The 19,514-nt window shown below is 34.6% G+C and carries 14 protein-coding genes; 11 read left to right on the top strand and 3 right to left on the bottom strand.

What is annotated here, in order from left to right; genetic code table 11:
- Positions 1 to 92: 92 nt before the first annotated feature.
- Positions 93 to 1,019, top strand: coding sequence for a PfkB family carbohydrate kinase (locus tag RMN97_RS01565; RefSeq protein WP_309612766.1), 927 nt, complete (start codon positions 93 to 95; stop codon positions 1,017 to 1,019).
- A 217-nt stretch (positions 1,020 to 1,236) separates the two neighbouring features.
- Positions 1,237 to 3,135, top strand: coding sequence for an amidophosphoribosyltransferase (locus RMN97_RS01560; protein ID WP_309612765.1), 1,899 nt, complete (start codon positions 1,237 to 1,239; stop codon positions 3,133 to 3,135).
- 429 nt (positions 3,136 to 3,564) lie between these two features.
- Here the strand turns inward: RMN97_RS01560 and RMN97_RS01555 are convergent, their stop codons facing one another.
- Positions 3,565 to 4,173 (bottom strand): superoxide dismutase, encoded by a 609-nt coding sequence (locus RMN97_RS01555; protein WP_309612764.1) that lies wholly within the window; start codon positions 4,171 to 4,173, stop codon positions 3,565 to 3,567.
- A gap of 102 nt (positions 4,174 to 4,275) precedes the next feature.
- Here RMN97_RS01555 and RMN97_RS01550 point away from each other — a divergent pair, with 102 nt between their 5' ends.
- The 5 genes from RMN97_RS01550 (at position 4,276) to RMN97_RS01530 (ending at position 13,551) form a co-directional block, all read left to right on the top strand.
- Entirely contained in the window at positions 4,276 to 4,809 is a 534-nt protein-coding gene (locus RMN97_RS01550) for a GNAT family N-acetyltransferase (protein WP_309612763.1), read from the top strand.
- Complete coding sequence (locus RMN97_RS01545) at positions 4,809 to 7,976, top strand: UvrD-helicase domain-containing protein (RefSeq protein ID WP_309612762.1); 3,168 nt, start codon at positions 4,809 to 4,811, stop codon at positions 7,974 to 7,976. Before RMN97_RS01550 ends, RMN97_RS01545 begins: the two co-directional genes overlap by 1 nt.
- 42 nt (positions 7,977 to 8,018) lie before the next feature.
- Positions 8,019 to 9,218: a glycine C-acetyltransferase gene (gene kbl / locus RMN97_RS01540; RefSeq protein ID WP_309612761.1), complete on the top strand. Its 1,200-nt coding sequence runs from the start codon at positions 8,019 to 8,021 to the stop codon at positions 9,216 to 9,218.
- Positions 9,219 to 9,341: 123 nt separating this feature from the next.
- Entirely contained in the window at positions 9,342 to 10,736 is a 1,395-nt protein-coding gene (locus RMN97_RS01535) for an OmpA family protein (RefSeq protein ID WP_309612760.1), read from the top strand.
- A 61-nt stretch (positions 10,737 to 10,797) separates the two neighbouring features.
- A complete protein-coding gene (locus tag RMN97_RS01530; RefSeq protein ID WP_309612759.1) occupies positions 10,798 to 13,551 on the top strand; it encodes a PD-(D/E)XK nuclease family protein in 2,754 nt (917 codons plus the stop codon).
- A 110-nt stretch (positions 13,552 to 13,661) separates the two neighbouring features.
- On the opposite strand, the gene RMN97_RS01525 is transcribed toward RMN97_RS01530, so the two are convergent.
- A complete protein-coding gene (locus RMN97_RS01525; RefSeq protein WP_309612758.1) occupies positions 13,662 to 14,444 on the bottom strand; it encodes an alpha/beta hydrolase in 783 nt (260 codons plus the stop codon).
- A 93-nt stretch (positions 14,445 to 14,537) separates the two neighbouring features.
- Here RMN97_RS01525 and RMN97_RS01520 point away from each other — a divergent pair, with 93 nt between their 5' ends.
- Together RMN97_RS01520 and RMN97_RS01515 are read left to right on the top strand one after the other, a co-directional pair.
- Positions 14,538 to 15,719 (top strand): AbiH family protein, encoded by a 1,182-nt coding sequence (locus RMN97_RS01520; protein WP_309612757.1) that lies wholly within the window; start codon positions 14,538 to 14,540, stop codon positions 15,717 to 15,719.
- A 35-nt stretch (positions 15,720 to 15,754) separates the two neighbouring features.
- Positions 15,755 to 16,147 carry a DUF1398 family protein gene (locus RMN97_RS01515; protein WP_309612756.1) on the top strand — a complete coding sequence of 131 codons (393 nt, stop codon included), beginning with the start codon at positions 15,755 to 15,757 and terminating at the stop codon, positions 16,145 to 16,147.
- A 174-nt stretch (positions 16,148 to 16,321) separates the two neighbouring features.
- On the opposite strand, the gene RMN97_RS01510 is transcribed toward RMN97_RS01515, so the two are convergent.
- On the bottom strand, positions 16,322 to 17,614 hold the full coding sequence (locus RMN97_RS01510) for an aminopeptidase P family protein (RefSeq protein WP_309612755.1): 1,293 nt from the start codon (positions 17,612 to 17,614) through the stop codon (positions 16,322 to 16,324).
- 60 nt (positions 17,615 to 17,674) lie between these two features.
- Here RMN97_RS01510 and RMN97_RS01505 point away from each other — a divergent pair, with 60 nt between their 5' ends.
- Both RMN97_RS01505 and RMN97_RS01500 read left to right on the top strand, forming a co-directional pair.
- Positions 17,675 to 18,529, top strand: a complete 855-nt coding sequence (locus RMN97_RS01505) for a ChaN family lipoprotein (RefSeq protein WP_309612754.1) — start codon at positions 17,675 to 17,677, stop codon at positions 18,527 to 18,529.
- Between the two features lie 25 nt (positions 18,530 to 18,554).
- Positions 18,555 to 19,430 carry a hypothetical protein gene (locus tag RMN97_RS01500; protein ID WP_309612753.1) on the top strand — a complete coding sequence of 292 codons (876 nt, stop codon included), beginning with the start codon at positions 18,555 to 18,557 and terminating at the stop codon, positions 19,428 to 19,430.
- Positions 19,431 to 19,514 lie beyond the last annotated feature (84 nt).

Here is a 19,514-nt window from a genome sequence, read left to right as displayed (position 1 = left end):
TTTTAAACCCATAACCTTTTAAACTTCTAAACTAAAGTTTATCTTTGCGCCTTTAATTTGAGATTGCTTCGAAATCTCGCAATGACAATTTAATGAACAAACTTTTAATAGTAGGCACGGTTGCTTTTGACGCTATCGAAACGCCTTTTGGAAAAACAGACAAAATTTTAGGTGGTGCAGGAACGTTTATCGGACTTTCGGCTTCACATTATAACTTACAATCGGCTATTGTTTCGGTTGTTGGGGATGATTTTCCGCAGGAATATTTAGATTTATTAACGGCAAGAAATATCGATATTTCAGGACTTGAAGTAGTGAAAGGCGGAAAGACTTTCTTTTGGAGCGGTCGTTATCATAACGATATGAACTCGAGAGATACCTTGGCTACCGAATTAAATGTGTTGGCTGATTTCAATCCGATTGTTCCTGAAAACTTTAAAGATGCTGATGTGGTAATGTTAGGAAACTTACATCCAATTGTACAAACCGGCGTTTTAAATCAAATGACACAAAAACCAAAATTAGTAGTTTTAGATACTATGAACTTCTGGATGGATTGTGCATTACCTGAATTGTTAGAAGTAATCAAATGTGTTGACGTAATCACAATTAATGATGAAGAAGCACGTCAATTGTCAGGAGAATATTCTTTAGTGAAAGCCGCTAAAAAAATCCACACTATGGGACCAAAATATGTAGTGATTAAAAAAGGAGAACATGGCGCGTTGATTTTCCATGACCATGAAATCTTCTTTGCTCCAGCTTTACCTTTGGCAGATGTTTTTGATCCGACAGGTGCTGGCGATACATTCGCAGGCGGATTTGCAGGGTTCATTACACAACAAGGTGATGTCACATTTGAAACAATGAAAACCGCAATTATACAAGGATCTAATTTAGCTTCGTTTTGCGTAGAAAAATTTGGAACCGAAAGAATGTTGACTTTGACAAAACAAGAAGTTAATGAGCGACTAAAACAATTCAAAGCGTTAACACAATTTGAAATAGAATTATCATAAATTTATGCCTCGAATTTCCGGGGCATTTTTATTAAAAATATAACCGCAGATTCGCAGATCTTTTTAATATTTTTAATTTGCGCATTTGCGGTAAAACAAAGTAAGCAGAAAATTAATTTAACCACAAATTCGCAAATTTTATCTATGAATAAAGTTGAAAAATTAATCTGCGAATCTGCGGTAAAAAAATAAAACACACAACTAAATAACTACAACAATGAGTGACGCAATAAAACATGAATGTGGAATTGCACTTTTACGATTAAAAAAGCCTTTAGAATTCTACAAAGAAAAATACGGTTCGGCTTTCTATGGCATACAAAAAATGTATTTGCTAATGGAAAAGCAGCACAATCGCGGACAAGATGGAGCCGGATTTGCCTCAATAAAATTAGATGTTGAACCAGGTGAAAGGTACATCAGTAGAGTTCGTTCGAATAAAGCGCAGGCGATTCAAGATGTTTTTGCACAAATCAATGAAAGAATTAATGAAGAACTGACTTCACATCCGGAATATCAGGATAATGTGGCGTTGCAGAAAGAGAACATTCCCTACATTGGTGAATTGTTTTTGGGACACGTTCGTTACGGAACTTTTGGTAAAAATAGCATAGAAAGCGTTCATCCATTTTTGCGTCAAAATAATTGGCAGCACCGTAATTTGATTTTGGCAGGAAACTTTAATATGACCAATGTTACCGAGCTTTTTAATAGTTTGGTTGAATTAGGGCAACATCCAAAAGAAATGACAGACACGGTTACCGTAATGGAAAAAATAGGTCATTTCCTCGATGATGCCGTTACCGATTTGTATCAGGAATGTAAAAATGATGGTTTGTCTAAAAGAGAAGCTTCACCAGTAATTGCTGAAAAACTGGATTTGGCTAAAATTCTAAAAAAGGCTTCTAAAGGTTGGGATGGAGGTTATGCGATGGCCGGACTTTTAGGTCATGGTGACGCATTCGTTTTCCGTGATCCTGCGGGAATTCGTCCAACGTATTTTTATGAAGATGATGAAATTGTAGTCGTAGCTTCTGAAAGACCCGTTATTCAAACTGTTTTTAATGTTCCTTTTGAAAAAGTACAAGAATTGCAACCTGGTCATGCCTTAATCATTAAGAAAAACGGGCTCATTATCGAAGAAGAAATTATTCCACCAACTATAAAAAAAGCTTGTTCGTTTGAACGTATTTATTTTTCTCGCGGAAGCGATGCCGAAATTTATCAGGAACGAAAAGAATTAGGAAAATTAATTCTTCCGGCGGTTCTTGACGCAATTGAAAATGATACCGACAATTCTGTTTTCTCATATATTCCGAACACGGCTGAAACTTCTTTCTACGGAATGGTGGAAGCAGCGAATGATTTTCTGAATCAAAGAAAGAATCAATTTATTCTTGATAACAGAAAAACATTGACCAAAGAGAAATTAGAACAAATCCTTTCGGTAAAAATCAGAACCGAAAAAATAGCTATAAAAGACGCCAAATTAAGAACATTTATTACGGAAGATAGCAGTCGGGATGATTTGGTAGCACACGTTTATGATGTTACTTATGGTGTAATAAAACCAACAGACAATTTGGTTATTATTGATGACAGTATCGTTCGAGGAACCACTTTAAAAATGTCGATAATCAAAATGATGGACAGATTGCATCCAAAAAGAATAGTTGTAGTTTCATCAGCACCGCAAATACGTTTTCCGGATTGTTATGGTATCGACATGGCAAGATTGGAAGGATTAGTTGCCTTTCAAGCGACATTAGCCTTATTAAAAGAACGTAATTTATATCACATCGTGGATGAAGTTTATGCCAAATGCAAAGCACAAGCTAATTATAAAGATGATGACTTTATTAATTATGTTACAGAAATCTACAAACCCTTCACAGACCAAGAAATTTCAGATAAAATAGCGGAATTATTGACTTCAGAAGACATAAATGCAGAAATAAAAATCATATTCCAAACGGTAGAAAATTTACATCTTGCTTGTCCAAAAAACCTAGGTGATTGGTACTTTACTGGAGACTATCCAACACCGGGAGGCAACCGTGTTGCTAATAAGGCATTTATGAATTTTTACGAAGGAAAAAATACACGTGCCTACTAAAAATTTAACATTTTTTGAAGTTAAACGATTATTAGTGCATTTCATCTATATTTTTTGTTTTAACATTTATAATCAGTTTATATTTGATCTACCATAGCATTAGTAGGTTAAGTTTATGGTAGATTTGGGGCAAAAAGGGTGAAAAGAAATTTTCACCTTTTTTATTTTATAATTGTCTGAAAATGATTAAAAAAAGTATATTTAACCTCTCATTTGCCTATCATCCCAATATATTTCGACAAAAAGCACATTTTTTAACAAGTAGTTATTAGATTTGTCATACCATAGTATTTAGTAGGTTAAGTAAGTTATGGTAGATTTGGGGCAAACAGGTGGAAGAAATTCCGCCTGTTTATTTTTTAAAACTATACAAAATAAAAAAACCGAATGCTTTCACAATCGGTTTGCTATAATAAAAACAATTTCTTTTTATTTTTCCGTAGCGTATAATCTTGCCACTTCTGTCCAGTTAATCACATTAAAGAATGCTTCAATATAATCCGGACGACGATTTTGATAGTTCAGATAATAAGCATGTTCCCAAACATCCATTCCTAAGATTGGAAATCCGCCACAACCATTTTCCGGCATTAAAGGATTATCTTGATTTGGCGTTGAACAAACTTCAACTTTTCCACCTTTGTGTACACAAAGCCATGCCCAACCAGAACCAAAACGGGTTGCTCCTGCTTTTGCAAATTGTGCTTTAAATTCATCAAATGAACCAAACGCAGCATCAATGGCGTCAGCTAAATCTCCTGAAGGTTTTCCACCACCAGTTGGCGACATTACTCTCCAAAACAAATTGTGATTGTAAAATCCGCCACCATTATTTCTGACGGCTGCATTTTTCATATCCAGATTTATCAAAAGATTTTCTATTGTTTTTCCTTCTAAATCAGTACCAGTAACAGCAGCATTTAGATTAGTAGTGTAAGCATTATGATGTTTTGAATGGTGAATTTCCATTGTTTTTGCATCAATATGTGGTTCCAATGCATCGTATGCATAAGGTAATTGCGGTAAATCGAAAGCCATGATATAGTGTGTTTAAAAGTTATTAAAAATAATTGAATTCAAATTTATACATTTAACTTCGGAAAAGGAAGTGCCTTAATAAATATTTAATATAGAGCTATAATGCAGTTTGATTTACAGCCGACGTTTCTTCATGATGATTTGATAAAATTAGTTCCGCTTCAGGAAAAGGATTTTGACAACTTGTTCGAAGTAGCATCCAATCCTTTAGTTTGGGAACAACATCCAAACCCGAACCGATATAAATGGGAAGATTTTAGCAATTATTTTAAAGGCGCGATTGAATCAAAAGGCGCTTTTTTAATTCTCGATGTTTCTACAAATGAAACCGTTGGCTGCAGCCGTTATTATAATTATAATGAAACTGACAGTTCTACCGAAGCTTCGGTATTGATTGGCTATACTTTAATAGGAATAAAGTATTGGGGCAAAGGCTATAACAAAGCATTGAAGAAATTAATGCTCGAATATGCTTTTCAGTTTGTAGAAAAAGTGTATTTCCATATTGGAGCTTTCAACTATCGTTCGCAAAAAGCCATCGAAAAAATTGGCGCTGTAAAAGTTGATGAATATGAAGTCGAGTATTATGGTGAATCCAGCAAGTTGAATTTTGTTTATCTGATTACTAAAAACTAATGCAAAAACCAGCTTTTTCCATATACGACGCGTCGGCAGGTTCGGGTAAAACCTATACTTTGGTAAAGGAATATTTGAAAATCATTCTGCTTTCCAAAAAACCGGATGCGTATCGCAACATTCTCGCCATTACGTTTACCAATAAAGCGGTGCACGAAATGAAAAGCCGTGTTTTGGAAAGCCTTTCCCAATTTAGCAAAGAAAACCCATCAGAGAAAGCACTGCAATTAATGCAGGTTATTAGTTCGGATACGGGTTTGAGTATGAATGCTATTACCGAAAAAGCCAAAAGCATTATCAAAAACTTAATTCACAATTACGCCGCTTTTGATATTTCGACTATTGATAAATTCACACACAAAGTCATTCGTGCTTTTGCACACGATTTAGGTTTGCCAATCACTTTTGAAGTATCACTGGATACCGAAAGTTTGTTGACCGAAGCCGTTGATGCCATTATTGCCGAAGCTGGAAATGATGACGAATTGACAAAATTATTAGTTGATTTCACGATGGAAAAAACTGATGATGACAAATCCTGGGACATTTCTCGGGAAATTATGGAAACCGGCAAGTTGATTTTAAACGAAAATAATCGCGAAGAAATAACACATTTTCACAATAAAAAGATTGAAGATTTCATCGTAATCAAAAATAAACTAGTAGAACTTTGCGAGCAATTAGAATCTGAAACAGTAGCCTTAGCAACAGAAATACACTTGTTGATTGAAAATAAAGGCATCGATTTGAATTCGTTTTCGCGACAAACTTTCCCAAATCATTTATTGAGTATTCAGGAAAAAAGATTCAATCCTAAAAATAAAACCTTTCACAAGTTTGAAGATATTGCCATCAATAAAAATGCTGTTGATAAAGAAATTATCGAAGCAATAATTCCACAATTTCTTGAGATTTTAGCATCGATTTATAAAAAATTTGAAACCAAGAATTTCTACGAAGCATTTCTAAAAAACATCACGCCACTTTCTTTGCTAAATACGTTGAGTAATAAACTAACCGACATTCAAAAAGAACAAGGAATTTTATCGATAACGGAATTCAACAAGCTCATTCACGATCAAATTCAGAATCAGCCTGCGCCTTTTATTTATGAGCGTTTAGGGGAAAAGTATAAACATTTTTTTATTGATGAGTTTCAGGATACTTCCGAAATGCAATGGCAAAACCTGATTCCGCTGATTGATAATGCTACTTCGAGTGAAGATTTATTGGGAGAAAGAGGAAGTCTGCTGATTGTTGGCGATCCAAAACAATCGATTTATCGTTGGCGTGGCGGAAAAGCTGAGCAATTTATTGAATTAAGCAAAGCCAAAAATCCGTTTAACAACCCGGAAAAAGAACTGTTTCCATTAAAAACAAATTGGAGAAGTTATTCAGAAGTTATCGATTTTAACAACAGTTTCTTTGGTTTTATAGCCAATGAATTTACGCAAGAAGATTATAAAGATTTATATCAAAATCACAGCTATCAATTATTAAATTCTAAAAATGGCGGTTATGTGAATATTTCCTTTGTGCCCAAATCAGAGAAAGCTGACTATGTTCCCGAAGCTTCGGGAGAAGAAAATCTGGCAAAAGAAGAATTGTATTTGTTGGCAACATTAAACACTATTCAAAAAGTAAAAGCCAACGGATTTAGCTATAAAGACATTGCTATTTTAACCCGAAAAAAAGACAACGGAATTGCGATTGCAAATTATTTAACCCAACAAGGCATTCCAATTTTGTCTTCGGAGAGTTTGCTGATTGGTTCTTCTTCTGAAGTGCAGTGCATTGTTACTATTTTATATTATTTAAAAAACAATAATGACCGCGAATCCAAAGCAAATTTCCTGTATTATATCGCGTCAAATCTTCAAAATAAATTAGCCATCCACGATTTTATTGCGCTTGGAATGGAACAAAATTCCGAAGTCAATTTTGAGCAATGGTTAGCCAGTTTTGAGATTCATTTTTCGTTTAAAAACACTAGAAAAAAATCATTATACGAAGCTGCGGAAAGTATCATTTCCAAAATTATTCCTATTGAAAAACGAAATGCTTATGTCCAATACTTTTTGGATATAGTGCTTGAACAAGATTTAAAAAAGCAATCCGGAATTTCAGATTTTCTATCGTATTGGGATAGTAATTCCAAAAAGTTGAGCATTCCGTCGCCCGAAGGTAAAGAAGCGGTGCGCATCATGACTATTCACACTTCAAAAGGTTTGGAGTTTCCAGTTGTTATTTTTCCGTTTGCCGAAGAAGATTACAGTAAAGGACCAAGAGAGAAGATTTGGCTCAATGCTGATGAAGAACAATTTGGTTTGTCTAAAGTTTTAGTAGATAAAAATAACAATGTTTCCACTTACGGAGAAGAATCGGCATTGATTTACAATCAGAAAAAACAAGAAGAATTATTAGATGATATCAATGTTTTATATGTTGCAATGACGCGTGCCGAGGAACAATTGCATATCATTTCGGGAATGCAAACTCAAAACAAAGAAGGAAATTATCCGAACAACATGGCGACGTTTTTTATTAAGTTTTTGGCAGATAAAGGCTTTGATGAAAGTAAAGTAGAATACGAATTTGGCAAAACCCAAAAATTATCTGAAACCAAAGAAGCAAAAGACGAAACAGAAACGATTCCACAACTTTCGGCAACATTAAATCCAAAAAACATCAAAATTGCGCAACGTGAAAGTTTGATGTGGAATACAAAACAGCAAAAAGCCATTGAATATGGAAACATTCTGCACGAAATCCTATCATTTATCAAAACCAAAGACGATATTGATTTGGCTCTGACCAAAGCCATCGAAAACGGATTGATTGTTTCGAATCAGAGAGAAATGATTTCCAAAACAATTCGGGAAATTGTAAACCATCAGGAACTAACGCCATTTTTTTCAAACGAGTATAAAATTTTAAACGAGAAAACCATTATTCAACAAGAAGGCAACTTGGTAAAACCGGACAGAATGGTTCTCAGCAGTAATAATGAAATTTACCTATTGGATTATAAAACCGGTTCACACCAAACGAAATACCAATACCAATTAGAGAACTATCAAAGCGCTATAGAAAAAATGGGTTTTAAAGTCACAAAAAAGGCACTTGTCTATATTGGAGAAATTTTGGAAGTAGTAAATTTGCAATAGGCAATAGGAGTTAACTATAAACAACAAACTATAAACATTACTATGTACGGAAAAATTCAACAACACTTACAGAACGAATTGAATACCATAGAACAAAATGGGATTTTCAAAAAAGAGCGCATTATCACATCGCCACAAGGCGCCGAAATTATAGTAAATGGAAAAACAGTTTTAAACTTTTGTGCCAATAACTATTTGGGATTATCTTCACATCCTGAAGTTGTTCAGGCAGCCAAAGATGCATTAGATACGCATGGTTTCGGAATGTCATCGGTGCGTTTCATTTGCGGAACGCAGGATATTCACAAAACCCTTGAAAAAAAGATAGCCAATTTCTACGGCACAGAAGATACTATATTATATGCAGCAGCATTTGATGCTAATGGTGGCGTTTTCGAACCTTTGCTAGGTGAAGATGATTGTGTCATTTCGGACAGCCTGAATCACGCTTCTATTATTGACGGAGTTCGTTTGTGTAAAGCGGCGCGTTATCGTTATGAAAATTCCAATATGGAAGATTTGGAAAACCAATTAAAGAAAGCGGTTGAAGCCGGACATCGATTTAAACTTATTGTGACAGACGGCGTTTTTTCTATGGATGGATTGGTGGCGCCATTAGATAAAATTTGCGACTTGGCAGATAAATATAATGCGTTGGTAATGGTTGACGAATGTCACGCTGCTGGTTTCATTGGCGCAACCGGAAAAGGAACGCTAGAAGCCAAAGGGGTTATGGGAAGAGTTGACATCATCACAGGAACTTTAGGAAAAGCATTAGGCGGTGCGATGGGCGGTTACACTACAGCTAAAAAAGAAGTGATTGAAATTCTGCGTCAACGTTCCCGTCCTTATTTGTTTTCCAATTCATTGGCGCCAGCTATAGTTGGTGCTTCTATTAAGGTTTTTGAATTATTAGAAAAAGACACAACGCTGCGTGATAAATTGGAATGGAATACCAATTATTTCAAAGATGGTTTGCGCAAAGCCGGAATTGACTTTATTGATGGCGATTCGGCAATTGTTCCTGTTATGCTATATGATGCAAAGTTATCACAAGTCATGGCAGATGAGCTTTTAAAGAAAGGGATTTATGTTATTGGTTTCTTTTTCCCCGTAGTTCCACGAGATAAAGCAAGGATTCGGGTTCAATTATCTGCGGCGCATAGCAAAGAACATTTAGATAAAGCAATCGCAGCCTTTATCGAGGTTGGAAAAATGCTAAACATTGAAAAAAAACACTAAAACTTTCATAATTACTATTGATTCCTTATATAATTCACATATTTTAACATTTTGATTTTGATATTAGAATATTACGTATTACTTTTGTCTCATTATAATTTTTATAATCTAATCAAATTAAGTATGAAACATCTTAACAAATTATTCGTTGCTTTGGTAATGTTGGCTGGGTTCAGCTCACAGGCTCAAGATAGTAACAACCCTTGGGCGATATCGTTTGGGGCTAATGCAGTAGATACAAGAGTAAGCGCTGCCACTAAATTAGAAGACCAATTTTCTCAGTTCTTTAATGCTAAAGATAACTGGAACATTCTAAATTCTGTATCTTATTTAAACGTATCCAAATACGTAGGAAGTAATTTCTCTTTTGGAGTTACAGGATCTGTTAACAGAATAACTAGGTATGTATTGCCAAGAGTTGGTGAAGGACCATATACTGTAGTTAATCCTGGAGATAAAAATTATTATGCAGCTGATGCGGTAATAAACTACAGTTTGATGAACTTAATCAAATCTAAAACAATTGAACCTTCTATCCATATTGGTGGAGGTTACACTTGGATTGGTGATGAGTTACACGCAGGCACATTAAATGGAGGTTTAGGTTTAACTTATTGGTTTACTGAAATGATAGGTTTGTCTTGGCGTTCAACTTACAAACAATCTTTCGAAGATGTACGTGAGGATATGCCATCACACATGCAACACTTCGCGGGTCTTACTTTCAAATTTGGAGGAAAAGATACTGACGGTGACGGAATCTATGATAAAGATGATGCTTGTCCTGAAGTTGCTGGTTTAAAACAATTTAACGGATGTCCTGATACTGACGGTGACGGAATTACAGATGCTGCTGACGCTTGTCCAGATGTTGCTGGTCCAGCTGAATTTAATGGTTGTCCTGATACTGACGGTGACGGAATTGCTGATAAAGATGATGCTTGTCCAGATGTTGCTGGTTTGAAATCTTTAGGTGGTTGTCCTGATACTGACGGTGACGGTGTAACTGACAAATCAGACAAATGTCCAGATGTTAAAGGTCCAAAAGAAAACGGTGGTTGTCCTTGGCCAGATAGAGATGGAGATAAAGTTTTAGACAAAGATGATAAATGTCCGGATGTAGCTGGAACTGTAGCTAACAACGGTTGTCCAGAAGTTACTGAAGAAGCTATAAAAAGATTAAATGACTATGCAAAAACTATCTTATTTGATAGTGGTAAAGCTACATTTAAACAACAAACTTATCCAGTATTACAAGCTATTACAGCTATCTTGAAAGAGTATCCAAACTCTAACTTCTCTATAGAAGGTCACACAGATAGCGATGGTACAGATGCTGCAAACCAAAAATTGTCAGAAGACAGAGCTGCTGCGGTTAGAAACTACTTAATTGAGCAAGGTATTGCTTCTGGAAGATTAGCATCTATAGGTTTTGGAGAGTTAAAACCAATTGACACAAACAAAACGAAAGCTGGTAAAGCTAACAACAGAAGAACAGAAGTGAGATTAATAAAATAATTTTCTCTAAATAATTTAAGAAACGCCTCGATTTATCGGGGCGTTTTTTTATTTTTATAGAATGTCAAAACCAAATTTTCTTCATCAACTTGCTCAAGAAATTTTAAAAAGCTATTCCCTTAGCTTTTCGGAATTGACCATCGTTTTACCCAACAAAAGAGCCAAAGTCTTTTTGCTTTCAGCATTAAAAAAGGTAGTTACCAACAATGTCTTTGCGCCCGAAATAATCAGTATCGAAGAGTTTATTCAGGATATTGCAGGAATTCGTTCTGTTGATAGTGTTGAATTGCTGTTTGAGTTTTATGAAGTGTATCTTTCACTAACAGAAAAAGACAAACAAGATTCCTTTGAAAATTTTGCCAATTGGGCTAAAACCTTACTTCAGGATTTTAATGAAATCGATCGCTATCTTTTAGAACCAAACAAGATTTTAAAATATCTTGAAGACATCAAAGAAATTGAACATTGGTCTGTTGATGTAGATAAAAGAACAGATTTGATAGAAAAGCATTTGCTTTTTTGGAAAAAACTGCCGGATTATTATCATTCATTGTATCAGCATTTAGTAAATAAAGGTATTGGCTATCAGGGTTTAATTTATAGAGAAGCCGTTGAAAACTTGAATCACTTCACTGAAAATAATAACGGAAAACAATTTGTTTTTGCAGGTTTCAATGCACTTAATCAAGCCGAAGAAAAAATTATTCAGCATCTTTTAGCGCTCGATGTTGCCAAAATTTATTGGGATATTGACGAAACCTTACTTGCCGATTCCTTTCACGATGCCGGACATTTTCAACGAAAGTTTAAGTCGGAATGGATTTATTACAAAACACATCCTTATGAATGGATTTCAAACGATTTTAAAGACGAAAAGAACATTCATGTTATTGCTACTTCAAAATCCATCGGGCAAGCTAAAATAGCAGGCAGTATCATCGAAAAGCAAGCAGAGAAAGGAAATCTGCAGAACGTGGCGTTAGTGCTCGGTGAAGAAAGTTTGTTGTTGCCCCTGTTGTATTCGTTGCCGGCGAATGTTGATGCGTTGAATATCACTATGGGTTTTTCAAGCAAAAACAATCCCGCTCAATTGCTGATTGCCAAATTGTTCAAATTGCACACGAATGCTGTGACCAGAAATCCCTCAAGTTATGTGATGTATTATAAAGATGTGCTTGAGGTTTTAACGCATCCACTTATTGAACCTTATGTCAATGCTAACGAATTGGTTTCTATAATTAATAAAAACAACTATTCGTTTATTACCCATAAAAAACTCGAAGAGCTTTACGCCAAAGACAATGCGTTGTTTTCATTATTGTTTCAAAAATGGGATGCTGATTCCGTAACTGTTTTAGAAAACATTGCTCAAATTCTGCTAAAAATCAAAAGCAATTTGAACCATGAAAACGAAGAAGAAAAGATAACAAATGCTTTTGTGTATTCGATTTTTAAAGTCATCAATAAAATGATTTCCTATTTTTCGGAGCATCAATCCATAAACGACCTCAAGACGTTACAAGCCATTTACAAACAAGTCATAGATGTTGCTGAAGTTTCTTTTGAAGGCGAACCTTTAAGCGGTTTGCAGGTTATGGGCGTTTTGGAAAGTCGTGTTTTGGATTTCGAAACCGTAATTATTACCTCGGTAAACGAAGGCAAATTTCCCGCGGGAAAATCTACCAATTCTTTCATTCCTTATGATGTGAAATTGCAATATGGATTGCCAACATACAAAGAAAAAGATGCTATTTACACGTATCATTTTTATCATTTGTTGCAACGTGCCAAAAACGTTTATTTGATTTATAATTCCGATAGTCAGGGTTTTGATGCTGGCGAAAAAAGCCGTTTCATCACGCAATTGGAAATCGAAAAGCAACCCAAGCACAACCTGACATTTCAATATTACAATCCGGATGTGCCGAATATTGCGCATCAACCGATTGTCGTTCCAAAAACAGAAAGCGTTATGACTCGCTTGCGCGAAATTGCAGATAAGGGATTTTCACCTTCATCGTTGACGACATACATTCGCAACCCGATTCAGTTTTATTTCCAACGGATTTTACGAATTTCTGAAACAGATGAGGTTGAAGAAAACATTGCGGTTAATACCTTAGGAACCATTATTCATGGCACATTAGAAGAATTGTATAAACCAACTATTGGACGACTTTTAACTTTACAAGATTTAAAAATATGCATCTCTAAAATTGATGAAGAAGTTTTAAATCAATTTAAAAAAGTTTATAAAGAAGGCGAAATCAAAAAAGGACGAAACCTGTTAGCCTTTGAAGTTGCAAAGCGAAATGTGCTCAACTTTCTAAAAACAGAATTAGAAGCTATCGAAAGTGGGGATGAAATTCAAATCATATCATTAGAAACTACGTATGAAAGAGTATTAACCGACGCTCGATTGCCTTTTCCAGTATTGATAAAAGGAAACGTGGACCGAATTGAGCTTCGCAACGGAAAGATTAGAATCATCGATTACAAAACGGGGAAAGTTGACAAGAATAATGTTGTTTTAAAAGATTGGAGCGGTTTAACCGAAGATATCAAAAACGATAAAATCATTCAGGTTTTGGCGTATGCTTTTATGTATGAAGAACAAACCAAAGGGCATGATATGGAAGCCGGAATTGTATCTTTTAAAAACTTAAAAACCGGATTTTTGCCTTTTCAGTTTAAGCAAGACAAAGAGGTAACGGATTTAATTTCGCCCGAAATCATGGAAAACTATTTGGAACAAATTGTGATTTTGTTACAGGAAATTTTGAATGTAGATGTTCCTTTTGAGGAGAAAATTTAATTTTAACCGCAAAGAGCGCAAAGGAAAAGGCGCAATGAACGCAAATTTTCTTTTGCGAGTTTAACTTTATTAGTTTGCGAACTTTGCGAAAAACTTTGCGAACCTTGCGGTTAAATCCTTTTCAAAAAATCAACAAATACTTTTTTCAATTCTTTTTCGTTTTCAATATGCGACATATGTCCGTCAGGGAAAGTTGTTAATTCCACTTTAGTTCCTTCAATCTGATCTATAGTTTCATCGTAAATTAAAACGCCATCTTTTTTTCCCAAGACTAACTGAATAGGATAAGGTGCAAAATGTAATAACACTTCTCGATCTTTTCTGATTTTCATGCCTTCCAGCGCAGCAACAATTCCTTGCAACGGAGTTTTCAACGCTTCTAGTTTTACTTTTTCAATTTCAGTTTCCAGTTTTTCGCGATTGTCTTCACTAAACAAATTCGCAATAGACAAACGCACAAAGTTGGTGTAGTTTTGTTTCACCGCTTTGATGGCTCTGTTGCGATTGATTTTTCGTTCATCACTATCAGCTCTTGAAGTTGAGTTCAAAAGAAACAATCCTTTCATATAATCGGGATATAATTCGGCGAAAGCCAACGCTACATAACCGCCCAAAGAATGGCCAATGAGCACTGTTTTTCTAATTTTTAATTCGTGCAAAACGGCATGAACCATATCGGCTTGGTCTTCCATAGAATGAACATAACCCGAACATTCCGTTTCGCCATGACCTAATAAATCTATGGTGATGATTCTGTGTTTCTGACTTAATTCAGGAATAAAGGCGTTCCACATGGTTTTATTCTCCAGAAAACCGTGCAAAAAAACCACAGCTGTTCCTTTACCTTGTTCGGTATAAGAGATTTTTGTGTTTTTATAGATGATGGTTTTCATAGATGCAAAAATAGATTTTAGCCATGAATACAAGAATGATTGTTGATAAAGTTTTTTGGTAAGAAATTCCTATATTTGAGAAAAGGATTTGGGATGAACAGATTAGTAATTATTGGGAATGGATTTGACTTGGCGCATGGATTGCCGACGGGTTATCGGCATTTTATAGATGACTTTTGGAAAAATTTTAAAGAAAAACATGATACGGAAGATTATAAAAAGTTAATTTATTCGAATGAATTATATAATAAATATTATACCGACTATGGTCCGATTAATAGTTTTAAAGATTTTCTGAAGTCAATAAATTCTAATATCGATGAATATCCTGAATTTAGGTTAGATTCAAAAAGCTTAATTTATTATGGAAGTGAAGGACGAGATTTTCGTAGAGTAAAAATATTTGAATTTAAAAACTCTTTTTTTAAACAAATTTGCACTGAAGATTTAGAAAATTGGGTTGATATTGAAACAGAATATTACAAGGCTTTACTAACAATATCTACAAATCCTAATACGAACAATAAAGAAAAAATAAATAAAGTAAAAACATTGAATAATGAATTTGCTTTAATCAAAAAACTACTTCATGATTATTTAGAAAAAGAAGTTTGTAAAAAATACGAATTTAAAATAGATGATACGAATGAAGTACTTAACTACTTAATTAGCGAAATAGATTCTATTGATTCAGCGTCAATACAATCTTATTCAACTCTCTTCTTAAGTTTCAATTATACTCCAACAGCTCGCGTTTATAGTGATTTTTTAAAAAGCAAATTGTATAATTCAAATGTAAATTATATCCATGGAGAAATTGGAAATCCAGATAATCCCGAAATAATATTTGGTTACGGTGATGACAAAGATGAAAATTATAAATTAATTAAAAATCTAAACGATAATGCTTTTTTAGAAAATATCAAACCCTTTGAATATAACAACAACGACAATTTTGAGAATTTACGTGATTTTTTAAATCAATCGAAATATAATGTTTATTTAATTGGTCATTCATGCGGGTTATCAGACAAGTATTTATTGAATCAAATCTTTGAAAATGATAATTGTAATTCTATAAAGGTATTATATAGAGTTTATGATGATGGGCTCGATGATTTTAGAAATAAACCTAGAGATATTTCAAGACATTTTGATGATGATCGATTAGCAACCATTAGAATCATTAATAAGAAAAAAAGCAGGAATATTCCTCAAGACATAAGATTTAAGGAAAGGTCGACCAATGATGATCACGAGCTTTTAATTTTATAAGTTTCATAATATCTTTAATCTAAAAATTAAAAAGAATGTTCACCATCCAACAAATCAAATCCGCCCATTCCAAAGTAAAAAGCGGAGCTGATTTCCCTAAGTATATGCAAGATATTATTGCGCTTGGCGTAACGTCTTTTGAAACTTTTGTTTTTGACAATCACACCAATTATTGTGGAAAAGACAATTTTAAAGTTACTTCAGAAGGTTTTTCAGAAACACTTTCCATAGCAGATGAAACTAACATCGAGCAATTCAAAGCTGATTTAAAAGCGCATCAACAAGGCAAAACGGATTATAAAACATTTCTGTTGGATTGCGCCAAATCAGGTGTAGAAAAATGGATTGTGATGATGGATAAAATGACCTGCACTTACTATGACAAATCAGGAAATGAGGTTTTAGTAGAAAACATCCCAACAGCATAGCTACAAAAAAGATTTTTACCATTAAGAAGTTAAGTTTCTACATTAAGAAAAATTAAGCTTAATGAAATTCTTAATTTACCTTAACTTCTTAATGGTAAAAACAAAAACGACCCACTTCCGTAAGCCGTCTATTATCTATCCTCTATTTTCTTTTCTTTTTCTTCTTTTCTCTTTCTAACAATTCATTATCGATTCAATCTCATTCACTTCAATCGGAATATTTCTCATCAAGTTAAAAGGTTCTCCCTTTTCCTGAATCACTACATCATCTTCAATTCGGATTCCAAAACCTTCTGCCGGAATATAAATTCCAGGTTCCACGGTGAAAACCATATTGGCTTTCATTGGTTCGTGCAAAAGTCCGTAATCATGCGTGTCTAATCCCATATGGTGTGACGTTCCGTGCATAAAATACTTTTTATACGCCGGCCAATCCGGGTTTTCATTTTGCACATCGGCTTTGTCAATTAATCCCAAACCAAGTAATTCGGAAGTCATTACTTTGCCAACCTCTACATGATATTGTTTCCAAAAATTACCAACGGTTAGCATTTTGGTTGCTTCGTTTTTTACACGTAAAACCGCATTGTAAACTTGCTTTTGTCTATCGGTAAATTTTCCAGAAACCGGAACCATTCTGGTCATGTCGCTCGAATAATTCGCATATTCGGCACCAACATCAAGCAAAATCAAATCACCAGCTTTGCATTGTTGGTTGTTTTCTATATAATGCAAAACGTTCGCGTTGTTTCCTGATGCAATGATTGGTGTGTAGGCAAAACCTTTGGAGCGATTTCTCAGGAATTCGTGAGCAAATTCGGCTTCAATTTCATATTCGGTTACGTTTGGTTTTACAAACTGCAACACTCTACGGTATCCTTTTTCAGTAATATCACAGGCAGTTTGAATCAAGTCAAGTTCTTCGCTTTCTTTAACAGAACGAATGCGTTGCAATATAGGATTCGATTTTTCCACTTTGTGAGCTGGATAATTTTCTTTCCACCATTTTACAAAACGCGCTTCACGAGTTTCGGTTTCAATCGACGCACGATAATGCTCGTTGGTGTTGATGTACATCGTTTCGGCATAAGCCATAACTTCCTTCAATGTCTTATGAAAATCCTGCAACCAAATAACCGATTTAATTCCAGAAACTTCATACGCACGTTCTTTGGTCAGTTTTTCACCTTCCCAAATGGCGATGTGTTCGTTAGTTTCTTTTAGAAATAAAATTTGTTTTAAATGCTCATAAGGCGCATCCGGAAACAATAACAATATGCTTTCTTCCTGATCAACTCCTGATAAATAAAAAATATCGCGATGTTGTTCGAACGGCAGCGAACTATCAGCAGAAACCGGATAAATATCATTTGAATTAAACACAGCAACGCTGTTTGGTTTCATTTGTGCCGTGAATTTTGCTATGTTTTTAATAAACAGATTGCGATCTATTTGATGGTATTTCATAATGAAATGATTAATATTGTATGTCCCAAAGTTAAAACAATGGAATTAAAACAGACAGCTATGAAACGATTAATTTTTGTTGTTATTATTTTAGTAACTTCATTAGTTGGTTTGGCTCAAGATAAGAAAGCCTATCAGTTGTTTGACAAAAAAGGCAAGAAGGTTTCTTATGCCAAATTATTGAAATCTGCCGAGAAGACACAAGTAGTTTTATTTGGGGAATACCACAACAACGCAATTGCTCATTGGTTAGAATTGGAATTAACCAAAGATTTGTCACAGAAAACGAAAGTAATTTTAGGCGCAGAAATGCTAGAAGCCGACAATCAAAAACAACTTGATCAATATCTAAAAGATGAGATTAATCAAAAACAATTGGATTCAACAGCCCGACTTTGGCCCAATTACAAAACAGATTACAAGCCTTTAGTAGATTTTGCAAAGGATAATAAATTGCCGTTTGTTGCTACAAACATTCCAAGAAGATTTGCTTCAACCGTTTCTAAAAAAGGATTTGAAGGATTAGAGTCTTTGACTCCGGAAGAAAAATTATGGATTGCTCCGCTACCTATCGTTTTTGATGCCAATTTATCAGGCTATGTCAATATGATGAATATGATGGGAGATCACGCCAGTCATAACATGCCAAAGGCTCAGGCAATAAAAGATGCAACGATGGCTTATTTTATTCAAAAGAATTTAAAAGAGAATTCAATCTTTATTCATTACAACGGAACCTATCATTCGGATAATTTTGAAGGGATTTATTGGTATTTAAAAAAAGCCGCGCCAAGTCTGCGAATAATGACTATTGCAACCGTCGAGCAAAAAGATTTAGAAAAAATAATGGACGAAGAATATAATAAAGCAGACTATATTCTCGTTATAGATGAAGACGTTACGAAAACGTACTAAGATCACAAAAAAAATAAATCAAAAAATGAAAAAGATATATGTAATCCTTTTAATAGTAGCTGCGGCACTTCCTTTTGTTTCCTGCTCGAAAGATGTAGATGACGAATTAGAGGAACCGATGTTAATTATCAAATTCAAATTTGACCCAAATCAAGTGAGGTTAAATAATTTAGGACAATCTTCAACAGTTCCTGCCGGAAATGCTGCACAGTCTCCAATTTTTAATACACTTGGAGCGCATTATATAGAATTGGCTCCTAATGCCAATACACAATTAGGGTCAGGAACGATTATTTACCATGGAGCAGAAACAAATGTAGGAGGAGCAACCGCTATCGATTTTAGTCAGGAGAAAATTGTAGCCCAAGACGAGACCTTTTTAAAAATCCCTTTAAGTCAAGTTGCTGTTGGTAGTTATGAATGGATGCGCGTTTCATTGGCCTATCAAAATTATCAGATTAACGTTAGAAGTGCTGGTGTTGATTATTCAGGAACCTTAGCGAGTTTTGTTGGATTTAATACTTATATTTCATCATTCAATATTGGCAACAATGTTTTTCCGGTAAATGAAAACCGATTACAAGGATATTGGGCATTTGGATTAAATGACAATCCTTATTCTACTTCAGGACAAGCAGCCGCAGGAGCTACAACAGTTCCAAATCCAATTCAGGCTACATCATTCGTTCCAACTGGTTCCTGTGTGGTTACTGGCAAATTTGTTAGTAATTTAGAGATTGATGGTACAGAAACCAATGATGTTGTGATTACGTTATCGCTGTCAATCAACAATAGTTTTGAATGGGAAGAAGTAAATGCGGATGGGAAATATGAACCTGCTGCTGGTGAGAAAGTTGTCGATATGGGATTGCGTGGTTTGATTCCGACCTATGTGAAGTAGGTTTTTGTTTAACTTTTTGAGCCAATAAACAGTATCTAAATAGTTGTAAATCAACAACTGTTAAACTCACTTTAAATTGATTAT

This window comes from Flavobacterium sp., assembly GCF_031381455.1.
Classification (GTDB): domain Bacteria; phylum Bacteroidota; class Bacteroidia; order Flavobacteriales; family Flavobacteriaceae; genus Flavobacterium.
The sequence above is the reverse complement of the archived record's forward strand: the minus strand, read 5'-3'. Positions and strand labels throughout refer to the sequence as shown.